Origin of the sequence: Rheinheimera tilapiae, assembly GCF_042432165.1 — a bacterium.
Taxonomy (GTDB): Bacteria; Pseudomonadota; Gammaproteobacteria; order Enterobacterales; family Alteromonadaceae; genus Pararheinheimera; species Pararheinheimera tilapiae.
In genome coordinates, this window is record NZ_JBHLXP010000005.1 from 723,406 (window position 1) to 745,061 (window position 21,656).

Genomic DNA, 21,656 nt, shown 5'->3' on the forward strand with positions numbered 1-21,656 from the left:
TTGCTTAGTGTTGCTGATTGTGTTGATGAGCGTGTTGATGCGCGGCTGAGACACGGCCAAAAGCCAGATCCAGAAAATCGCCATTGTCTTCACAGTGCCAAATTGGCTCTGGCTTCTTCATCTCACCACCACTGCCCGCTTTAAGATCTTCCGGAGCTTTCAGCACTTTCTGGATCAGCTGTTGCTTCTCGCGTTCAATGCCGGCATTGAGAGTCATATCGACATTGCGGTCATAGTATTTGGTGCCGTCAATCCAGGTTTGCATGGCTTTGGCGTACACGGACAGCGGATGCTCTGACCACAACACAAAGTCTGCCTGCTTCCCTTCCGCGATAGAACCAACTTTCTGATCCACCTTCAGCTGGATGGCCGGGTTGATCGTAATCATTTTCAGCGCTTCCTCTTCCGACATGCCGCAGTATTTCACTGACTTGGCCGCTTCCTGATTCAGGCGACGTTGTAAATCCGGACTGTCCGAGTTCACCGACACCACCACGCCCTGATCAGCCATCAGACAAGTGTTGGTTGGGATCGCGTCTTTCACTTCCATTTTGTAGGCCCACCAGTCAGCAAAAGTCGAGGCGCTGGCGCCATGTGCCGCCATCTCTTTCGCTGTCTTGTAACCTTCGAGAATGTGCGTGAAAGTGGTGACTTTAAAGCCGGTTTCATCCGCCAGCTTAATCAGCATCAGAATTTCTGAAGCCACATAAGAGTGGGTGTGCACAAAGCGTTTGTTATCAAGGATCTCCACCAGCGTTTGCAAGCGGTAATCGACGCGTGGTGGTACCGTGCGTTTTTGCTCAGACGAAGATAAATCGTCATAAGCAGCCCAGGCTGCTTTGTATTCCTTAGCGGCCTGGAACGCATCACGAATAGTGGTTTCTACACCCACGCGGCTTTGCGGATAACGGCTGGTGTAATTATCACCCCAGTTCGATTGTTTGACGTTTTCACCGAGCGCGAATTTGATACTGGCAGGTGCCGCTTTGAATTTCAGCGCTTCTTGTGATACACCCCAGCGCAGCTGGATCACCTGTGCCTGACCGCCAATCGGGTTGGCACTACCATGCAGCAATTGCGCTGTGGTGGTACCACCGGCTAAACCGCGGTAGATGTTGATATCATCCGGATTTAACACGTCGCCGATATGGACTTCTGAAGTCACCGCATCAGAACCTTCATTGACACCGGATTCGATGGCGATATGCGAGTGTTCATCGATAATACCCGCGGTGACATGCATGCCGGTCGCATCAATTTCGACAAAACCAGAAGGCGTTTTTAAGTTTTTACCAATGTCGGTAAAGACACCATTGCGCACAATCACATCGGTGTTTTCCAGCTTACCGGCTTTATCGGACGTCCAGACCGTAGCATTTTTGATATGCACGTTTTGCCGTTGTGGTGAACTCATCAGTCCATACGCCTGATTCGGCAGACTAAGTTGCGACAGCAGACTGCTATCATCAGCTTTTTTCTCGTCGGCTTTGGCTACAGCAGCCTGACGGCTTAAGGTCAACGCCTGCTGACTGCCATCTGGTAATTGCAACGTTCCTTGCAGCAGATTGCCAGCCATCACACCGCTAAACAGCGCCACGCCGTCGCCAGCATCCAGATCTTTCAGGCTAAAACCAAACTGCACCTGCTGTTTATCGACACTGAGATTTTCCAGTTTGGCTTCTTTATCAGCGTCTTTGTCAGCTGATTTTGCCGCAGGAACAACTTTGCCTTCCACTTTGCCCAAAGCACCGCTTAAGTTCAGTGTTAAGGCTTTGCCATCAATATTCAGCGCGTAATCACCAGCAACATCGGCGTTTTGCAGCGGTTTAAACTGCGTCTCAACACCGCGGTTCCAGGTGGCGACGATTTCACCGTCTTTAAATAAGTCGCCCTTACTGACTACCAGGTCGGCCTGATAGCCGCTAGCAATGCGGCCAAGCTGGCCCGGCATGCCAATCAGTTCTGCCGGCACTGTGGTTAAAGCCGCCAGCGCTTTTTCTGTGCTCAGACCATATTTGATGGCCGTACGCACGTTGGGCCAGAACTTGGTTTTATCGTCCAGCTTATGAGTCGTCAGCGCAAAGTTCACCCCGGCTTTTTCCAGCGCCGCCGGGTTGGTTGGTGCGCGTTCCCAATGACGTAAGTCCGCCAGACTGACATCCAGCTGGTCATCGAGTTTGCCGACACTAGGCGCGGCCGGATATGCCACCGGGACAATCAGGTTGCGGCCGGTTTTCTTCACTTCAGCCGCGCGTACATACTCATAACCAGAAGCGACCAACGCGACTTTCGGCAGATTAAATTCTTTTAGTAAGCTGTCAGCGCGCAATAAATTGCGTTCATTGCTGATTTCAAACACCAGACCACTTTGATTTAACTGGCCGAGCGCCGCCAGAGCGGCGTTAAATGGAGCCGGTTCACGGAACAAACGCCAGTCCGTTTTACCATAAGCCTGCTGATACCACTGTGCATCCGCCAGTGTCTGCCGCACCAAGGCAATACTGCCCATCAGAGATGACGGGTAACTTTGTTTTGAACTGCCCGGATCAAAAGATAAAAAATGTTGACCATCGGCTTTTAAAATCAGCTCACCCGGCAAACCTTTGCCGGTGGATGCAAGCAGCGCCTGTCCACGGAAAATACCGTCCTGACGGGCTGACTGCACAACGGTAAAACCCTGCTGTTGATAGGCTTTGGCGTCATCAGCGTTAGGACTAAAGCTGTCGGCCCAGCGCTGTTCAGCATGAATCGCCGCGTTCACCGCATTACCGCCTTTACGGGCGTTCTGATACATCGGGCCATCACTGAGGCTGCCGTGCGATGTGGCGGCTGCTTTTTCCACACCATACTGGCTGTAAAGATCAATAAACCCTGGATACAAGTGGTAACCGGCGACATTAATTTGCTGGAATCCAGCGGGGATTTTTAAATCGGTGCCGACCGCGGTGATTTTGCCGCTTTGCACCAGTACGGTGGCGTTAGTCAGTGTTTTACCGGGTTCGGTGTGGACAACTGCACCGGTAAAGGCCAGCAACTGGGCGCTGTTATCACGAATGCCCTGCAATGGCTGCGTCGGATCGGCCCATGCTGGCGCAACAGCACAGACAACCGCTGCACTGAGCAGCGATAAACGAAGTGGCTTCATTCTGATGTTCCTGATTTAAGTTATTGTTTTTTCTGTATTCTGCATAGATTTTTGGCTGACAACGCTGAAATTCAGCCGGGATAATTCCTGCTCGGCCAAAGGCATACTGAAGTAATAACCCTGCACCAGATAACAAGCATTATTCAGCAGGAAATCCACTTGTTCAGCGGTTTCCACGCCTTCTGCAACGACCCGTAAATCCATTTTCTGCGCCATTGCAATAATGGCCGCGGTAATGTCCATGTCGTTTTTGTCATCAGGGATATCTTTGACAAAAGAGCGGTCAATTTTCAGTTCGTCCACAGGGAAGCGCTTGAGGTAACTCAGCGAAGAATAGCCTGTACCAAAGTCATCAATTGATAAAGCCAATCCGAGTCGTTTTAACTCGTTGAGCTGGGTAATTGCCGCATCGGTATCGCCCATCAACATACTTTCTGTGATTTCCAGGATCAGGTATTCAGCCAACGCCCCCGTGCGTTTGAGCACCCGTTCCACCAATCCAGGTAAATCCTGATCAGTAAACTGCCGGGCTGACAGGTTCACCGACACCGTGATCAGCTGCCCCCGCGCATGCTGGCGCGCCAGGAACCGGCAGGCTTCCCAAAGGATCCACTCACCGATTTGCACAATCAGGCCGGTTGATTCTGCCACCGGAATAAACTTCAGCGGCGGCACCATCGTATTGTCTGGCCTTAACCAACGTAGCAGCGTTTCATACCCTCTGACTTCATTGGTTCGAATATCAATTTTTGGCTGGTAATACAGCAGGAACTGCTGCTCGCGGATCGCTTCACGCAGCTGATTTTCAATATGCAGCCGATCATTGGCAGCGTCATTAAGTTCCTGACTAAAGAAATGATAAGTATTTTTGCCGCGCGCTTTGGCCTCATACATCGCCAAATCGGCATGTTTGAGCAACATTTCTTCTTCGTCCGCATCCTGCGGCGCGATAGTGATGCCAATACTGGCACTGATCGCGACATCGTGACCGGCCAGCCGCACCGGCTGAGCAAAGGCCTGCTGCAGATTTTCTGCGATCAATGCCGCCGATTTTTTATCGGAAATACCACTTAAAATCACCGCAAATTCGTCACCGCCAAGCCGCGCAATGGTGTCTTCTTCGCGCAAGCGGCTGATCAGCCGGCGCGCCACTTCTTTCAGTAATTCATCGCCGGCATCATGACCCAGCGTGTCGTTGATGCGTTTAAATTCATCCAAATCAAAGTACAGCAGGGCAAAGTGGTAATAACCACGTGCCGCCATTGCAATGGCTTTTCTGAGCTGGTCGCGGAAATAACTTCGGTTGGCAAGGCCGGTCAGCACGTCGTAATAAGCCAGTTGTTCCATTTTGCGCTGACTTTCTTTAATAAACGAAATGTCCTGCATCGCGCAGACGTAGTTGCTGACGTCGCCTTTGTCATCGCGAATGGGCGCGATGGCCAGACTGGCCCAGAATTGTTTGTTGGCTTGCTGCAATAACATGTCGCCGCGCCAGTGATGACGCTCCTGCAAGCTTTGCAGGATATCTTCGCCGACAAAACGCATCTCCTGCGCAAACAGCAAATGCAACGACTTGCCAAGGACCGACTCCGGCTCAGCGGCAATCATTTCCAGCAAGAAAGGGTTTACGTACTCAACCACCAGATTGCTGTCAGTCAGCACGATGCCCGAGCTGGAAAAAGCCACGGCTTTACTAAGCTTACGTGTCGCCCGCTCTGCTTCTTCTTTTTCCAGAATACGGGTATTGAGACCGGTGATCAGCTGCGTGATTTCATCCGACATTCGGGCAAAAGCCCGGTTCAGCAAGCCGATTTCGTCGGAGCGATCATCCAGTTCAATGCGCACACCGTCACTGTGTGACAGCCGTTGCACCGCGTTGGCCAGATTAGTCAGACGTTTGAGCACAAATTTATAGATAAAAAATTGCAGCGCCAGTGCGACAATCAGGGCCACTAACAAAAACAGCAACACCACTTTGTTGCGGTAATCCTGCAGTCCTTTGACCACGTCGGCTTTGGCGTGATACAGCATCACATGCCAATCCAGCCGATCGATCCGTGCCGTCGAGGTCACATAACTTTCGACCTCGCGACTGATCTGCGCCTGCGCAGTTGGCCGTTTCAGCACTTGTTGCATGAATTGATGTAACTCAGCCTGTTGCGGTTTCACCCCCTCCGCCAGTTGATTCATTTGCGGTTTGGCGATCTGCCGCTGCAGGCTGTTCTGCGCATCGAGTAATAAATTGCCTTTGCCATCAAACAACATCGCCTGACGACCCGGCTCCCACTGCGCGATTTGACCAAGATTGGCAAAAATGTCGTCCAGCACCAGATCCGTGCCGGTGATCCCAACAAATTCATCATTGATGTACACCGGGATCACCAGACTGGTCATCCATTTCTGCCAGATTGAATCGTAATAGAGAGGGGTCCAACGCGGTAACCGCGCCGGGTTCATCGCCGGTGTGGCAATATTAAAAAAGACATCTTGCTTAAAATCATGATCGGCCGGGATCTCCAACGCCCAATCGGCAGGCGCAATGCGGATGAAACCGTCTTTGGAAATAAAATAGAAATTAAAAAAATCTTCCAGCAACACTGGGGCTAATTGCTGCCAAAGCTGGCCTGTCTGCTGGAAATAACCATGTGGTTTGCTAACAAACTTCTGTTGCTGCTGAAATGCCGCAGACAGGTCATCTTTGCTGCGTAAACTGCCATCAGCGTAAGCTTCAGCCTGATGTTCTGCTGCAAATTGTTGTTGCTGAAAAAAACGCGTCACCACCTGATTCGCGCTGATGGCCTTTTTTTCTTTTTGCCAGAACTCGTTATCCAGTTGTCTGGCATAGCGAGTGGTAGTTTGCTCCAGTTCAGCATGTTCTTGATTAATCAACACATCCTGCTGCAGCGCCAACATGGCAAAAGCAATCACAGTGCTGGCCAGCACTGTCAGTAGAAACACTAGTGCCGAGAATTTAATACTGAGAGAATTGAGCCCAGTCGTCTTGTAGATGGATTCCTTCACGGGTTACGCCTGCTCGTTGAAAGTCCGATCACTGGACGTTGCGATAGCCTGATGGTAAAACACTATGAGACCAATTGTGTCCAAGTGCTGAAAACCATTAGCATTATTGCATGCAAATCCGACAAATGAGAATCGAACGATGAAAAAACTCCTGTGCACTGCCCTGTTAGCCACGCTGGCGTCTGCTGCTGTATCCGCCGCGACCGCTTTTACCGATGCCAAAGATGCGGTGGATTACCGCCAGTCCGCATTTACGCTGATCCGTCATAACACCGGCGATATCGGTGAGATGCTGCAAGGCAAAGTTCCTTTTGACGCCAAACGCGTCCAGCAACGTGCCGATGCACTGGCCGCTGTAGCACCACTGCCATGGCCAGCATTCAGTACGCCAGGTACTCAAGCCGGTGGTGGCGAAGCAAAAGCTGAGATCTGGGCCGACTTTAAAGATTTCACCGCCAAAGCAGATAAGTTCCAACTGGACGCCAAAGCACTGCAAACTGCAGCACAAAGCGGCGACCAGGCTAAAATCAAAGCAGCCTTTGCCACTTTCCGCGGCAACTGCAAAGCTTGCCACGACAAATACAAAGCAGACTAATCTGGCGGAATATCAGCACCGGAAATGGCTGCTGCAATATAGCTGTACCGTACTTGCTGTAGATAAAAAAACGGAGCCTGGGCTCCGTTTTCTATTGGAAATTATATCGCTTGAGTTACATCGCTTGAATAGTCTGCAGATCTGCCAAAAATTGTGGCCATACTGCACTACCCTGCCACCCCATCAGGCCACAAAACAGAATCACAACGAGCAGGAAGTATTTCACGCTGTTTAGCAGGCGCGGCGCTATGGTGTCTGCCGGCAGAGGCTTCCGGCCATGCCACATCGCGCCAATGACTTTGTCCCCGCTCAATTGATGCCACAGTGCAGCCAGCACATGCACAACCACCAAGCCCAGCATCAGATTAAACCCAAGCTCGTGCCAGCTACCGGCCAGACTGCTCAGCCAGTCCGGAACCAGGCTATACAGCGGTCCTTCTGTCATAACTTCGTCCGTAGTCATCAGACCTGAAGCAAACTGCAGTGCCACCAATAAAAATAGCGCCAGAATCATTAGCGCAGAAACCGGGTTATGCCCTGCGACCGGTGTTTTGTTTGTCAAATATTGCCGCAGTTGACGCGGCGCCGGCACAAAATGTCGAAACCGAGCCGTCTCACTGCCGATCAACCCCCAAATCAAACGGGCTCCCAACAACGATGCCAGCGTGTAGGCCAATAGCTGATGCAGGCCATACCATTCCTGCTCGGCGCTATACCAAAGCCCAGCCAGTAACACGACCTGGAACCAATGAAAAAGCCGGACCGCCAGGTCAAAAATCTGCACGGGTACGGATTGAATTTGTTGCATATAACACCTGATCTTCTGTGATAATCTGAGTTCTTCAAGTCAAAATGAGCGCATCTGCATGAAAATTATAAAAAATATGTTAGCAGTGTTAGTGCTGTTGCTCGCGATTGCCGCTGCAGCAGGCTATTGGATGGTGCACCAAAGTCTGCCGGTATATCAAGGGCAACTGACCGCAGCGGTAGAGCAACAGGTCGTTTCTGGTCGGGATGCGCAAGGATATCTGAGTATCCGGGCGCAGAGCCGGGGCGATGCCGCTTTTGCGCTTGGCTTTGCGCACGCACAGGAGCGTTATTTTCAGATGGACTTACTGCGACGGAACTCGGCTGGGGAACTAGCCGAGTTGTTTGGGACCGCAGCGCTTGATTTTGACAAGAAACAACGGATGCATCGTTTCCGTGATCGGGCCAACAGCATTGTCACCAGCTTGCCGAAAGTTCAGCGCGATGTGCTTGAGCGCTATGCCGCCGGCGTCAACGCTGGCTTGCAGCAATTAGGACTGCCACCTTTTGAATATCTGCTGTTGACTCAGCAACCACGCCCCTGGCAACCGGCAGATTCACTGCTTGTGATTTACAGTATGTTCCTGGATTTGCAGGGTGCATTGGGGAAAGACGAACTGGCACAGGGGGCGCTAAAAGCTGCAGTGCCACTGGAGTGGTATCAGTTTTTAACTCAGCACAGCAGTGACTGGCAAGCCGCCATCGATGGCTCAGAAGCCAAAGCGCTGCCACTGCCGCAAAGCCCGTTACCCGCCCTGTTAAAAGCCATTCCCGCGCAGGCCTGCCAGGACTGTGGTCTGACCGACAGTCGCGACATCGGTTCGAATAACTTTGCCGTCGCGGCCAGTGCCAGCAAAGATGGCCGCGCCATTCTCGCCGATGACATGCACTTAGGCATTCGGGTACCGGGTACCTGGTACAAGGCTCAAATGAGTTGGACTGAGGGCGACACCCAACACAGCATTGCCGGGGTCACGCTGCCTGGCACGCCGGCCGTCGTCGCCGGCAGTAATGGTCATATTGCCTGGGGTTTTACCAACAGTACCGCAGACTGGCACGATGTCATTGCCTTAGAGATGGATGACAGCGGCCAAAAATATCAGACGCCGGCCGGTTTACAGGAATTCAGCTACAACAACGAAGTAATTAAAGTCAAAGGCGAAGCCGACGTGGTGCTATTGGTCAAAGAAACTCAGTGGGGACCAGTAATGGCGGCACCTTTTGACAAATTTGCCTTGCGCTGGGTGGGCTATGACCGCGAAAGTCTGAACCTGAATCTGCTGGCGCTGGAGCAGGCGAAAAGCACTACTGATGCGCTGGCGCTGGCGCCTTCTATCGGTATTCCTGCGCAAAACCTGCTGGTGGCGGATGCCAAAGGCCAGATTGGCTGGACCATTATCGGCGCCATCCCCGCCCGTCAACTACAGGACTGGGACACGCCACAGAATTGGAGTGAAGGCAAAAACTACTGGTCGGGTTATTTGACAGCAAAAGACTATCCACAAATCTATGCGCCAAAAGACGGCCGGCTCTGGACCGCCAACGCCCGCTCTGTCGGCGGCGATGCTTTGGCGTTATTGGGAGACGGTGGTTATGACCTCGGCGCGCGTGGCAAACAAATCCGCGACCGTTTGTATGCACAGCCGCAGCACGACGAAAAATCCCTGCACGACATCCAGCTCGACCATGAAGCTTTATTCCTCAAACGCTGGCAGCAGCTGTTACTTGAGGTATTAAGCCCAGAGTTCGTTGCAGCGCAACAACTGAGCCAGTACCGTCAATGGATTGAAACGGACAGTCAAGCCGCCAGCCGTGATGCCATTGGCTACAGTCTACTGCGCGCCTTTCGCGATAAAACGCTGGAGCTGATGTTTGCCCCACTGGCCGGTCATCTGGAAGCACAGCAACTGCGTTTGCGCGATTTAAAAATGGTGCCGGAAACGCCGGCCTGGGCCATGCTGCAGGCCAGACGTGATGACACTTTGCCGGGCAGCTTCCAAAGCTGGGATGCATTGTTACAACAAGCGGTGCTGGATTCAGTCGCACTGTTAAAAACACAAACCGAGGGCGATCTCAGCAAAGCACGCTGGGGAACACTCAATAGTGCCGAAATTCAGCATCCACTGACCAAAGCACTGCCATTTCTCGGGCGCTGGCTGAATATGCCGGCCGATCCACTAGCCGGCGATCGTCATATGCCAAGGGTTCAGCTAAAAGTACACGGTCAGAGTGAACGCATGGTGGTGTCACCAGGCCACGAAGCTGACGGCATTCTGGTGATCCCGGCGGGTCAGTCTGGTCACCCACTGTCAGAATTTTACGCCGCTGACCATATCTATTGGCTCGGTGAAAAGCCGTTGGGCTTTTTGCCACAGGCGGAAAAATATTCACTGCAATTGCTGCCACAGCGTTGACTTTAGCCATCCAGACGGAATAAGGTATCGACTATGCAAAAAATTCTGACCACCCGCTTCTTTTTTAGCTTTACCACCCAAACCGGGAGGTAACTGGCTGCGCGTGTGTCAAACCAGTTTAAAACCTCCCAAACCGGGAGGTTTTTTCGTTTCAGGGGATAGGAAAAATGGCAATCGAACTAGATCAGATCCGTCACGACATCAGTGACACCGACCAGCAACTGCTGGGATTACTGGCGAAACGCCGTGCATTAGCGTTAGCCGTGGCGGAAGCCAAACTGGCGCAAAACAAACCGATCCGCGACCAAAAACGCGAAGAAGAGCTGCTGTTATCGTTGATTGGTAAAGGCAAAGACTTAGGTCTCGACGCACAATACGTCACCCGCTTGTATCACGTGATTATTGAAGATTCCGTGTTGCAGCAACAAGCCAAAGTGCAGGGCCAACTTAATGGCGAAAACGGCCCGGTGTGCCGCGTTGCGTTTCTGGGGCGTCAGGGCTCTTACAGCTATTGGGCCACCCAAAAGTACTTCACCCGCCGCGCAGAAAAACTGATTGAAATTGGCTGCGACAGCTTCAACGAAATCGTGCAGGCGGTCGAAACTGGCCATGCAGATTACGCCGTGTTGCCGATTGAAAACACTTCAAGCGGCAGTATCAATGAAGTGTTTGACTTGCTGCAGCATACCCGGTTGTCGATTGTCGGCGAGCTGACCCATCCGATTAAACATTGCCTGCTGGGTCTGCCGGGTACTGATTTGAGTAAAATCAAACAGATCTGCGCCCATCCACAGGTTATTGCCCAGTGCAGCCAGTATTTGCAAACACTGAGCAGTATCAAAATTGAATATTGCGACGCGTCCAGCGACGCCTTTAATCGCGTGCGCCAGGCGCAGGATCTGTCCGTGGTTGCCATCGGCGGCGAAGAAGGCGGCAAACTTTATGGCCTCGAAGTTTTAGGTCGGGATTTGGCCAATCAGAAGGACAACGTCAGCCGCTTTATCGTCGTGGCGCGTAAGCCTATCAATGTGGCAAAAGCCATCCCGGCTAAAACGACCTTTATCATGTATACCGGTCAGCAGCCAGGCGCGTTAGTTGACGCGCTGACCGTGCTGAAACAACATGGCATCAGTATGGGCAAACTGGAATCGCGGCCGATTCCGGGCAACCCGTGGGAAGAGATGTTTTATGTCGACGTCTTTGCCAATCTGGATGACTACGCGATGAAACGGGCACTCGATGAACTGAATCGCATCACGCGCTTTGTCAAAGTATTGGGCTGTTATCCAAGCGAGGACGTTGCGCCAACGGTCGTGACCAGCGCCTGAAAATAGTGAGCGACCGGCCTGTCCGGGCCGGTCGTGCAGCTCTACAGCAGGATCTGTTGCGCCATCTGCGCAATTTCAGTCTTGATCCCTATCTCCCGCATTTTTGCCGCCAACGCATCTTGCGCCTGTGGTTCACCATGCACCAGATAAAACTGCGGCTGACCACCAATGTGTTGTGCCCAGGCGAGTAACTGACTTTGTCCGGCATGGGCCGAGAAGCCGCCAATGGTATGGATCGCCGCCCGCACCACTATTGGTTGCCCCAGAATCTTCACGCGGGTTTCACCGTCAATCAACCGTCGTCCCAGCGTGCCTTTCGCCTGAAATCCGACAAAAATCAGGTGATTCACGTTATTCCATAAATTGTGCTTAAAGTGGTGCAAAATTCGTCCACCGTTACACATGCCACTGCCGGCAATAATAATGGCGCCCTGATTGATCCGGTTCAGCGCCATGGACTCTTCCACATCTTTGGTCAAATGCAGGATCGGCAAAAAGGATTTCAGATCTTTTGCACCATAGCGGGCAAACAGCTGGGTATCTTTGTGATCAAACTCTTTGATCAGCTTGTCGTAGATCTGGGTGATTTCTATCGCCATCGGGCTGTCGAGCACCACCATGCGTTGTTGCAGCCGCCCCTGGTGATACAACAAACCCAGGTAATACAAAATTTCCTGTGAGCGTCCAAGCGCAAAGGCCGGGATAAACACATTGCCACCGCCTTTGTAAGCAGCATCAAGCGCTGCGGCAAATTCTTCCAGTGTGTTATCGAGACATTGATGATCGCGGTCGCCGTAGGTGCTCTCCATCAGCACTACATCCGCGCTGTCGATCTGAGCTGGATCATGCATCAGTACGGTCGCGGGATTGCCGAGGTCGCCGGAAAACACCAGATGGCGCATCGCTTTGTGGCCTTTGATCCAGAGTTCGACGATGGCCGACCCCAGAATATGACCAGCATCGTGCAGTCGTAACGTCAGACCTTCCAGCACATCAATATCCTGCTGATAAGGCAAAGGTTCCAGACATTCCGTTACAGCGATAACGTCTTTGAGGCTCATCAGCGGTTCCTGTGCAGGTTTACCCTGACGAGCCCTTTGTTTGTTTTGCCATTCCAGATCTTTGCTATACAGCTGAAAGGCATCTTTTAATAAAATAGGCAGAAGGCCAGCGGTCCCCTCGCTACAGAAAATTTTGCCCTGAAAACCACGGGCCACTAACAGGGTAAGCAAACCGCTATGATCAATATGTGCATGCGACAAAACCACCGCATCAATGTCTTTGGGTCTGAACTGAAAACGAAACTTTTGTAAATCTGTGACCTGATCACCACCCTGTACCATGCCACAATCGAGCAGCACATTTTTACCGTTCCATTGCAATAGATAACAAGAACCGGTGACTTGGCGGGCAGCACCTAAAAACGTTAATCGGGCATCGAGTGGCATGACAGCTTCCTTCTGGATTGACGTTTTGAACTTACACCAAAAACGGGCAGGACATGTTAGGCTAGATCAAACAATTGATTTGTGACACTTCATTCGGGCCGGAATGGGCAAACAGACAGGAATTTCTTATGAAAACAAAGAATCCATTGGATGAACGCCACCTCGGTTCGGCGAGTGAAGCCCTGACGCAAGCTTTGGAACTACAGGATCATCCGTCTTACCGGCTGTCATTTGCCGACAGCGAATTCCTGATGCAGGACGAACTACGGCCAGTTCGGTTGCAGCTGGAGTATCTGAAACCACAGTTGGTGCTGGAGCAACATAAAGTCAAGGCAACTGTCGTGGTATTCGGCAGTGCCCGCTTTCTGTCGCCAGAACAAGCGGCTTTGCAGCTGGCTGCGGCGCAGCAACAATGCACTCTGGCACCTGACGACAGCAACAACGAACAGCTGGTGCAGCAAGCCAAACGACAAGTCCGCAATAGCCGTTATTATGTTGAAGCACAGCGATTTGCTGAGTTAGTGACACGGCATAGCCAGCAATGTCCGAAATCGGCATTGATGATTATCAGCGGTGGCGGTCCCGGCGTGATGGAAGCAGCCAATCGCGGCGCTTATCAGGCTGGTGGCAAAAGTATTGGCCTGAACATCGTCTTGCCCCACGAGCAAAGACCAAACCCATATATCACGCCGGAATTCTGTTTTCAGTTTCACTATTTTGCGATCCGGAAAATGCACTTTCTGCAACGCGCTCGCGCTCTAGTCGCCTTTCCGGGTGGCTTTGGCACCCTCGATGAGTTGTTTGAGACACTGACATTGCTGCAAACCGGCAAAGCCAGCCAAGTACCGGTGGTACTGTTTGACGAACAGTTCTGGCGGAGACTGATTAACTTTGACTTGCTGGTTGAAGAAGGCCTGATTAGTCCGCAAGACTTGGCATTGATCCGTTTTGTCGACACGGCTGAAGCGGCTTGGCAGGTCATTTGTGATAACTATCAGCTGCCCCCCGCTTGAAAGAATACTAACTGACCATATTTTAAGCACTTAACACGGCGGCATTCAATTTTCTGTCATCTCTGGCCGATAGACTGCGCTGCATCAGGACATCACCTGACCGTAGTTTGCAGTGGAGCGGAGACGTACAGATGTATGATAAACGGATGTTAAAGCTGTTATTGTGTGAACGCCTGGCGCTGGCGCAGGTCCCTTTTAGCCGGCACGGCAATCAAATCCGCACAGCGCGGGCTTCAGTCGAATTTCAGGAACACTCGCTGGTGTTGGTGAAAACCGGCAAAGTTGAACGTCATCTGCCTTACCACAAAGTGCGTCTCAGTCAGTTGTTGTTGAATCTACAGCCGCAAGCTGAGTTCAGCGCCTGAGCAGGACACCGCCCCGCTCTGGACATAAAAATTGCCCGAAGCAATCTTTAACAACGCAAAGCGTTGGCTTGACAGTTGAGCGCTATGGACGACGCGAATCACCGAAAATTGCTCATGCATTTTCGGTGTACCGTACTTCCTGTACATAAAAAAGGCAGCCAATCTTTGGCTGCCAACAGTCGATTCACCCGACCACGTAAAACTCGTTTCAGCAATGTCCGGCAACCTGTCTACAGTTGCCGGCTGGTCATGAATCAGTGCCCCTCAGAACTGATTCATGGTGTTATCTTTACCAGCTGCCTTTAACGCAGCTTCACCGGCAAAGTACTCTTTGTGGTCATCGCCAATATCTGACCCTGACATATTCTGGTGTTTTACGCAGGCGATACCCTGACGGATCTCCTGACGTTGAACGCCTTTGACATACCCCAGCATCCCGGCTGCACCGAAGTACTCTTTGGCGAGATTGTCGGTCGACAAGGCTGCGGTGTGATAAGTCGGCAGCGTGATCAAGTGATGGAAGATACCAGCACGTTTGGCGCCGTCCGCCTGGAAAGTTCTGATCCGCTCATCGGCTTCCTGAGCCAGCGTAGTTGCGTCGTAATCCATACTCATCAACTTAGCACGGTCATAGGCAGAAACATCTTTGCCCTCCGCCGACCAGGCATCAAATACCTGCTGACGGAAATTCAGCGTCCAGTTAAACGACGGACTGTTGTTATAAACCAGCTTGGCATTTGGCACGACAGCCCGGATCCGGTCGACCATCTCGGCGATTTGGCCAACGTGTGGTTTTTCCGTTTCAATCCACAACAAGTCTGCGCCATGCTGCAGCGACGTAATACAGTCCAGTACCACTCGATCAACGCCAGAACCAGCTTTGAACTGGAACAGGCCACTGGCCAGCCGTTTTGGCTTCAGCAGTTTGCCATTGGCTTTGACGACTACATCACCATTTTGAATGTCGTCTGCGCTCTGGATGTATTCGCCATCCAAAAAGCTGTTGTATAAATCGCCCAGGTCACCCGGCTCGTTGGTCACGGCGATTTGTTTGGTCAAACCGGCTCCCAATGAATCCGTGCGTGCCACGATAATGCCGTTTTCGATACCCAGTTCGAGGAAGGCGTACCGAACGGCGTTAATCTTCGCGAGGAAATCAGCGTGCGGCACTGTGACTTTACCGTCCTGGTGACCGCATTGTTTTTCATCAGACACCTGGTTTTCAATCTGTATCGCGCAGGCGCCGGCTTCGATCATTTTCTTCGCCAGCAAGTAAGTCGCCTCAGCATTACCAAAACCGGCGTCGATGTCTGCGATGATGGGTACAACATGAGTTTCAAAATTGTCGATCTTCGCCAGGATCTCCGCTACTTTGCTTTGCTGGTCTGCGGCACGGGCAGCATCCAGTTCGCGAAACAAACCACCTAACTCTCGGGCATCCGCTTGTTTTAAAAATGTATAGAGTTCTTCAATCAAGGCCGGTACCGCAGTTTTTTCATGCATCGACTGATCAGGCTGTGGCCCAAACTCAGAACGCAGCGCGGCAATCATCCAGCCCGACAGGTACAGATAGCGTTTTTTCGTGCTGCCAAAATGTTTCTTGATAGCAATCAGTTTCTGCTGACCGATAAAGCCATGCCAGCAACCCAGTGATTGGGTGTAGCTTGCGCTGTCTGCATCATATTCGGCCATGTCATGGCGCATGATATCTGCGGTGTACTGAGCGATATCCAGACCGCTGTTAAATCTGTTCTGCAGTTGCATCCGTGTCGCATATTCAGCGCTGATTGCATTCCACGCACTGCCATTGGCTTTGACACTTTGTTCCAGTTGCTGGACTTTCTGTAAGTAGGCTGACATCACTGCATCCTCATCGGGTTCTGGCTATTGGGTTTGTTCCTTTAGCAGCTCTGCAAGACTTGTTTGTGCCTTGCGCTGTTGCATTTCACTATAGGTTTCAATAAACCGATTCATCCAGTTGATTTTTCTGATGCCCATCATTCATTATATGAATATGCAAACGACAGTATCTGCCGTCAATACGGCCATTTCTCGGGGGATTTGATGAATATCAGCAAAATCGACTTAAACCTGCTGGTCTACCTGGATATGTTGCTTAGGGAGAAAAATGTCACCCGGGCCGCCAATCAGTTAAATATTACCCAGCCTGCAATGAGCAACGGTTTAAAACGCCTGCGCGACCTGCTCAACGACCCAATATTAGTGCGCACTTCCGAAGGAATGGTACCAACCGAACGCGCCAAGGAACTTGCGCCTGTGGTTCGTGGTGTTCTGTTGACGTTGGAAGAAACACTGCAGCCAAATAAAGAGTTTGAACCTACCCACAGCCATCGGGTATTTCGCATTATGGCTAGTGATTATGCGGCTTCGACACTGATCCCGGCCCTGCTGAAACGTTTGCGGGCACAAGCGCCAGGCACCTCTCTGGATATCATGACTCCGTCCGATGTAACCTTTCATGATGTGGAAAACGGTAAAGTCGATATGGCAATTAACCGTTTTGATCAACTACCGCAGTCGTTCCACCAAAAAACTATCTGGAAAGATGCCTTCGCTTGCCTAGTGCACAAACAAAACCCGATTTTGCAGAACTTCAATTTAGATACCTATTTGAAAGGACAGCATATCTGGGTCAGTAAAACTGGTTTTGGTGTCGGGGTGGGGATGGATCCGGCGGATGTGCAGAAGCTTGGTTGGGTGGATGAAGCGTTGGCGAAATTTGGTAAACAGCGCAATATCAGCGTATTTACCCGCAACTATCATGTTGCTATGCACCTTGCTGTTGAGACTGATTTAATTGCGACCTTGCCTTACCGCGCAGCGATGTTGTACCGGAACGATACGAGCATGCAGGTACTGGATCCGCCATTCCCTATTCCATCGATTGAACTGAAGATGATTTGGAGCCCGTTGTTGCATCAGGATGCCAGCCATATCTGGTTGCGGCGGCTCATCGTCGAAATTGCGGACGAATTGAGCTAGAACATCAATACATATAGCTTTGTGTAGCGGATTTCTGTGTTTAAGTCATTTCATAGATAAAAAAGAGGGGCGGTTGGGATGCCCCTCTTTGCTTCGGGTTACACTAAAAGCTCATACGCTGGCAGGGTTAGGAAGTCCACCAACTCATCAGCTGTGGTGATACTTAGCAATAAAGCCGCGGCTTTGTCAAAGGATTGTTGTTGCCACAGCTCTTCCCCAACTTCAGCCCTTACCACTACACTCTCTTCGTTTAGCATGGTACTGAACAAATCTTTAGTAATTAATTGGCCGTTTGACAATGACTTACCATGTTTAATCCATTGCCAGATTGAGGTTCTGGAAATTTCAGCAGTCGCAGCATCTTCCATCAAACCGTAGATGGGAACGCAGCCTTTGCCGCTGATCCAGGCGGCAATATATTGCAGCGCCACCCGAATATTAGTCCGCATTCCGGCTTCAGTTCGCTCCCCTTCGCTGGGTTGCAGCAAATCGGCCGCAGTGATCGGTGCATCCTGCTCACGGAGGACATGTAACTGATTCGGCTTATCACCCAGCTTGGCATCGAATACTGCATTGGCGGTGGCCGCCAGGCCCGGATGTGCCACCCAGGTGCCATCATGGCCATTATTAGCCTCTAGTGACTTATCCGCCGTCACTTTTTGCAAAATTGCCGCATTAGCAGCCGGATCTTTAGCAGGGATAAATGCTGCCATCCCGCCCATCGCCAGCGCGCCACGTTGATGACAGGTTTTAATGAGCAGTCTTGAGTAAGCACTTAAAAACGGCTGATTCATAGTAACTACTTGCCGATCTGGCAGAACTCGGTCAGGATGATTTTTTAAGGTCTTGATATAGCTAAAGATATAATCCCAACGCCCGCAGTTCAGTGCCACTATATGATCTTTCAGACTATATAAAATTTCATCCATTTCAAACACGGCTGGCAAAGTCTCAATCAGCACTGTGGCACGGATAAAGCCAACTGGCTGCTGGAAACGAGCTTCAGTAAACCGGAACACCTTATCCCACCAAGCTGCTTCTTTATGGCTTTGCAGTTTTGGCAGGTAATAATAGACTCCCGTCCCTTTTTGTTTCCGAACCTGATAGTTGTGGAAAAAATACAGGGCGAAATCAACCAATGAACCTGGCACCTGGGCGCCATCAACCTGAAGATGACGCTCCCATAGGTGCAAGCCACGTACCCTTGCAATCAACAACGCAGGATTGTCACGCAGCGCATATTGCTTCCCGGACTGCGGATCGCTGTAATGAATAGTCCCCAAATTGGCATCACGCAGGTTAATCTGCCCTTCGATAACGCCATTCCAACTCGGAGCCTGCGAATCTTCAAAGTCCGCCATAAAAACTTTTACATCGGCATTTAATGCATTGATGATCATTTTACGGTCGACCGGGCCAGTGATCTCAGTACGGCGATCCTGCAAATCTGCTGGGATCGTTGCTACTTGCCAGTCGCTTTGTCGTATATGAGCCGTTTCAGGCAGAAAGTCTGGCAAACCGCCTTTATCATAGCCTGCCTGCACTTGCTGACGTCGCGCCAGCAGCTGCAGCAGTTCAGGTCTGAACTCCCGAACCAGATCAGTCACAAAGCTACAAGCGGCTTCTGTCAGAATTTGCTGATATTCCGCATTAAGCGGACCTTTAATGGTCAATCCGGCGCAAATGGTCATCGATGTTTCCTCTGGAGTTGGCTTACCCGAGCGCAATGGCGCACTTATATCCGATAGAACGGGCAAACTGTTGTTGCTGCACTATAGGCCGATTTAACGCATCACAGCCATTAATGCTAACAATGGCTGGCATCACTAAATATTATGATACAACGCATTGCATAGCTCACTTTCTGGCATGACTTCTGCTTCACATCAGCACGGTACTTCGCCGTTTCTGCTGAACGTCAAAATTTTGTCTGAGGTGACTATGGAACTGATCATTTTGTTGCTGGTAGCGCTGGCTGTGTTAGCTGCGTTAGTTGTAAACCGGTTTATTCATCATGGAAATCCATTTCCATTTCATAAGAAGACGCAGTTATTTACACATATCGAGCGTTCATTTTTGCACTTGTTAGAACGCGCAGTTGGCGGCCAGTACAAAATTATTAATCGGGTAAAGCTGGCTGATATCCTTGAGTTAAAAGACAACGCAGACAACAAAACCCGGCGCGCAGCTGCACTCAAACTCAATGCCAAATACTTAGACTATGTGTTGTGCAATACCGACGATATGTCGATTGTCGCAGTGATTGATCTGGTCAACAATGCGAACAAAGACGGGCACAAAGCCGTACCAGACTGGTTTGTCAGCGGTGCGCTCGAAGCGAGTGGCATTCCTTATATCCGCATGAAAATTAAAGCTGGCTACACAGTGGCCGATATACAACAAGGGCTCGCTGCGAAGCTCGGAAATATACCGATGGCAGCTCCCCCTGTCGTCAAAGGCACAGTGAAAAAAGGGCCGACCCGCCCAGTCAGACCTCTGACACCGGCACTGCCTACACAGACGTTAAAACCGAATACCACGGCATTGGTCCAGATAGGCTGACCAATACCAACAGAACCTTGACGCTTTGGAAATATCATAAGTCACTCCTAGCGAAAAGCCCCCGGCCCCGTTTGCTGCAACAAACGGGGCTTTTTTATAGTTGTTTTTGCCTTATCTGAAGTTATTTGTAAATGTTCATGGTTTTAGTTCAAGCTAGTAGTATTGATGCCGATAACGCTTAAGATGTAACGGCATGGGAGGAACTATGACTGAAAGCATCGGTAGCCTGGCTGTAAGTCAAAGCTACGAAATGTTGGGTGCAGCATTAGCAAAAACTCAGCAGAAACAAGAAGCTCAGATGACAATGCAATTGCTACAAAGCGCAACAGTCGCAGCGCCAACGGCCACCGTATCTCCGGTTGGTAATCTGGGCAAAAATATCGATGTAATGGTTTGATAACAGCGGATCTGTGTAAGCAGATCCGCTTTTTATTTAGCAGTATCTGTTCATAATCTTTGTTGCCTGTGAGAATATAATTAGTCACGTCGATGTTAACTCTTACAAGATACAGAGTCCGCTCATTCTGGACTGCATTTAAAATGCCTGCTACAGCGGCGGCGATAATCATCCAATATCACCGATACCAGTAAAGCTCTTCTACACTTGCTCTGACAACTCTAAGTTTACTATGCGTCGGTAAGCATTAATTATCTGGCAATTGCGAATAAGGATCTGACCAAGTTCTGACGAAACTGCCACCCCCGAAGTAAAAGGTCCTGCTGAAGACCGAAATCACTACTGTGTAGATATGTCATCGGCCTGTATTCAACCATAAACATATCGCGGTAAAGGATCTGGAAATCAAAACGTTTGTCATCCTGAAGTAAGCGTTTTGGTGTACCTTTTGGTAGCTCGACATTAAACAAATACGCCATTTTTTCGTGTGCAGGCAGGTAGCCGGAATAAGAACGATTCTTTAATTCACGTAATTTTTTGGCTACATCAACCAATTGTGCAATAAAACCAAACTTTTCTGACAACTCGCCAAATGGTTTTACCCAAGGTTTACGTAACTTGGTCTGCTGGCGAATCAACCCTGATTGTTGCTCAATTAGTGCAATTAGTAGCGATGTGCATACGCCGGTCTGCTTCACTACAAAATCGATGTCCACTGCGTACTCAAGCATATGAGGTGAGAAGTGCTTCAAAAAAGACGCTGAGCTAGGTTGTTCAGGATTTTCACATCGATATAAAAAGGCATCATTAAAACGATTCTCATCGCTGAGCACAGTAAAAGTAGTAACTAAAATTAGACAAATTGCGTACCGAAACGTCCATTTCATGATAATTTCCTCAGTGGTTAGAATTAGCTCCGGAAATTTAGAACATGGAGGCGAATGGCGTAATACAATTTTCTTGTTATCATATTTTTATCATTTAAAGATCATTATTTTCCCTTGAACAGGGCCGCACTGTTGTATAGCAAATACTAATTTGGAAACAAAAATATCAATCTTGTCGATTTGTTTAGTCAATTTAACAAAATATCCTCTGTCCTCTTCTTCAATTTCATTCTGTCTAGTGGTCCATTTTCAACTCCTAGGCCCATAGAGCCTAAATTTGTTAACTGCTTTCGCCTAATTCGGAGCCTCAGAAGCTCAGAGCGTTCAATCGCTGTGTGAAAGCCAGCAGAGCAAAACAGTTGGTTTCCTGCAATTCACCACCGCGGCTTCGTGGGAGTCTGCACCCTCGCGGTGCTTCGGGTGTGCTCAGCCGCTGTGTGACAGCCAGAAGAACGCAACATTGGTTGCGTTCTTAAATCCCGATTTCGCTGTACTACTCTACGCGCAGTAAACCGCTAGGTTCTAAATACAAAAACCCCGCTCTCTGAGCGGGGTTTTGTGTATTGGGAGCCTGGCGGTGTACTACTCTCGCATGGCAACTGCCACACTACCATCGTCGCAGCTGCGTTTCACTTCTGAGTTCGGAATGGATTCAGGTGGTTCCACAGCGC

General features: G+C 50.4%; 15 protein-coding genes and 1 rRNA gene. 8 read left to right on the plus strand and 8 right to left on the minus strand.

Features of this window, described 5'->3' with window-relative positions; all coding sequences use genetic code 11:
* Window positions 1–4 precede the first annotated feature (4 nt).
* Both ACFFJP_RS19675 and ACFFJP_RS19680 read right to left on the minus strand, forming a co-directional pair.
* Window positions 5–3,145 carry an amidohydrolase family protein gene (locus ACFFJP_RS19675; RefSeq protein ID WP_377248416.1) on the minus strand — a complete coding sequence of 1,047 codons (3,141 nt, stop codon included), beginning with the start codon at window positions 3,143–3,145 and terminating at the stop codon, window positions 5–7.
* A 15-nt stretch (window positions 3,146–3,160) separates the two neighbouring features.
* Window positions 3,161–6,166 carry a bifunctional diguanylate cyclase/phosphodiesterase gene (locus ACFFJP_RS19680; RefSeq protein WP_377248419.1) on the minus strand — a complete coding sequence of 1,002 codons (3,006 nt, stop codon included), beginning with the start codon at window positions 6,164–6,166 and terminating at the stop codon, window positions 3,161–3,163.
* 139 nt (window positions 6,167–6,305) lie between these two features.
* Here ACFFJP_RS19680 and ACFFJP_RS19685 point away from each other — a divergent pair, with 139 nt between their 5' ends.
* Window positions 6,306–6,761: a c-type cytochrome gene (locus tag ACFFJP_RS19685; protein WP_377248422.1), complete on the plus strand. Its 456-nt coding sequence runs from the start codon at window positions 6,306–6,308 to the stop codon at window positions 6,759–6,761.
* Between the two features lie 115 nt (window positions 6,762–6,876).
* Here ACFFJP_RS19685 and ACFFJP_RS19690 read toward each other — a convergent pair whose 3' ends face one another.
* On the minus strand, window positions 6,877–7,569 hold the full coding sequence (locus tag ACFFJP_RS19690) for a cytochrome b/b6 domain-containing protein (protein WP_377248425.1): 693 nt from the start codon (window positions 7,567–7,569) through the stop codon (window positions 6,877–6,879).
* A 58-nt stretch (window positions 7,570–7,627) separates the two neighbouring features.
* Here ACFFJP_RS19690 and ACFFJP_RS19695 point away from each other — a divergent pair, with 58 nt between their 5' ends.
* Together ACFFJP_RS19695 and ACFFJP_RS19700 are read left to right on the plus strand one after the other, a co-directional pair.
* Window positions 7,628–9,982, plus strand: coding sequence for a penicillin acylase family protein (locus ACFFJP_RS19695; protein WP_377248428.1), 2,355 nt, complete (start codon window positions 7,628–7,630; stop codon window positions 9,980–9,982).
* A 167-nt stretch (window positions 9,983–10,149) separates the two neighbouring features.
* Complete coding sequence (locus tag ACFFJP_RS19700; protein ID WP_377248431.1) at window positions 10,150–11,310, plus strand: chorismate mutase; 1,161 nt, start codon at window positions 10,150–10,152, stop codon at window positions 11,308–11,310.
* A gap of 41 nt (window positions 11,311–11,351) precedes the next feature.
* On the opposite strand, the gene ACFFJP_RS19705 is transcribed toward ACFFJP_RS19700, so the two are convergent.
* On the minus strand, window positions 11,352–12,758 hold the full coding sequence (locus ACFFJP_RS19705) for an MBL fold metallo-hydrolase RNA specificity domain-containing protein (protein WP_377248434.1): 1,407 nt from the start codon (window positions 12,756–12,758) through the stop codon (window positions 11,352–11,354).
* Between the two features lie 128 nt (window positions 12,759–12,886).
* Here ACFFJP_RS19705 and ACFFJP_RS19710 point away from each other — a divergent pair, with 128 nt between their 5' ends.
* Both ACFFJP_RS19710 and ACFFJP_RS19715 read left to right on the plus strand, forming a co-directional pair.
* Window positions 12,887–13,771, plus strand: a complete 885-nt coding sequence (locus ACFFJP_RS19710) for an LOG family protein (RefSeq protein WP_377248437.1) — start codon at window positions 12,887–12,889, stop codon at window positions 13,769–13,771.
* Window positions 13,772–13,902: 131 nt separating this feature from the next.
* Window positions 13,903–14,136: a hypothetical protein gene (locus ACFFJP_RS19715; RefSeq protein ID WP_377248440.1), complete on the plus strand. Its 234-nt coding sequence runs from the start codon at window positions 13,903–13,905 to the stop codon at window positions 14,134–14,136.
* Between the two features lie 264 nt (window positions 14,137–14,400).
* Here the strand turns inward: ACFFJP_RS19715 and ACFFJP_RS19720 are convergent, their stop codons facing one another.
* Window positions 14,401–15,996, minus strand: a complete 1,596-nt coding sequence (locus ACFFJP_RS19720) for an isocitrate lyase (protein WP_377248443.1) — start codon at window positions 15,994–15,996, stop codon at window positions 14,401–14,403.
* 204 nt (window positions 15,997–16,200) lie between these two features.
* On the opposite strand from ACFFJP_RS19720, the gene ACFFJP_RS19725 reads away from it, so the two are divergent.
* Window positions 16,201–17,139 carry a LysR family transcriptional regulator gene (locus ACFFJP_RS19725; protein WP_377248446.1) on the plus strand — a complete coding sequence of 313 codons (939 nt, stop codon included), beginning with the start codon at window positions 16,201–16,203 and terminating at the stop codon, window positions 17,137–17,139.
* 98 nt (window positions 17,140–17,237) lie between these two features.
* On the opposite strand, the gene aceB is transcribed toward ACFFJP_RS19725, so the two are convergent.
* Window positions 17,238–18,830 (minus strand): malate synthase A, encoded by a 1,593-nt coding sequence (gene aceB, locus ACFFJP_RS19730; RefSeq protein WP_377248449.1) that lies wholly within the window; start codon window positions 18,828–18,830, stop codon window positions 17,238–17,240.
* Between the two features lie 250 nt (window positions 18,831–19,080).
* Between aceB and ACFFJP_RS19735 the strand changes: the two genes are divergently transcribed.
* Together ACFFJP_RS19735 and ACFFJP_RS19740 are read left to right on the plus strand one after the other, a co-directional pair.
* Window positions 19,081–19,701 carry a DUF2726 domain-containing protein gene (locus tag ACFFJP_RS19735; RefSeq protein WP_377248452.1) on the plus strand — a complete coding sequence of 207 codons (621 nt, stop codon included), beginning with the start codon at window positions 19,081–19,083 and terminating at the stop codon, window positions 19,699–19,701.
* A gap of 205 nt (window positions 19,702–19,906) precedes the next feature.
* On the plus strand, window positions 19,907–20,098 hold the full coding sequence (locus tag ACFFJP_RS19740) for a hypothetical protein (RefSeq protein WP_377248455.1): 192 nt from the start codon (window positions 19,907–19,909) through the stop codon (window positions 20,096–20,098).
* 251 nt (window positions 20,099–20,349) lie between these two features.
* Here ACFFJP_RS19740 and ACFFJP_RS19745 read toward each other — a convergent pair whose 3' ends face one another.
* Together ACFFJP_RS19745 and rrf are read right to left on the minus strand one after the other, a co-directional pair.
* Entirely contained in the window at window positions 20,350–20,985 is a 636-nt protein-coding gene (locus ACFFJP_RS19745) for a LasA N-terminal domain-containing protein (RefSeq protein WP_377248458.1), read from the minus strand.
* A 569-nt stretch (window positions 20,986–21,554) separates the two neighbouring features.
* Window positions 21,555–21,656 (minus strand): 5S ribosomal RNA (gene rrf, locus ACFFJP_RS19750); the annotation flags it as partial.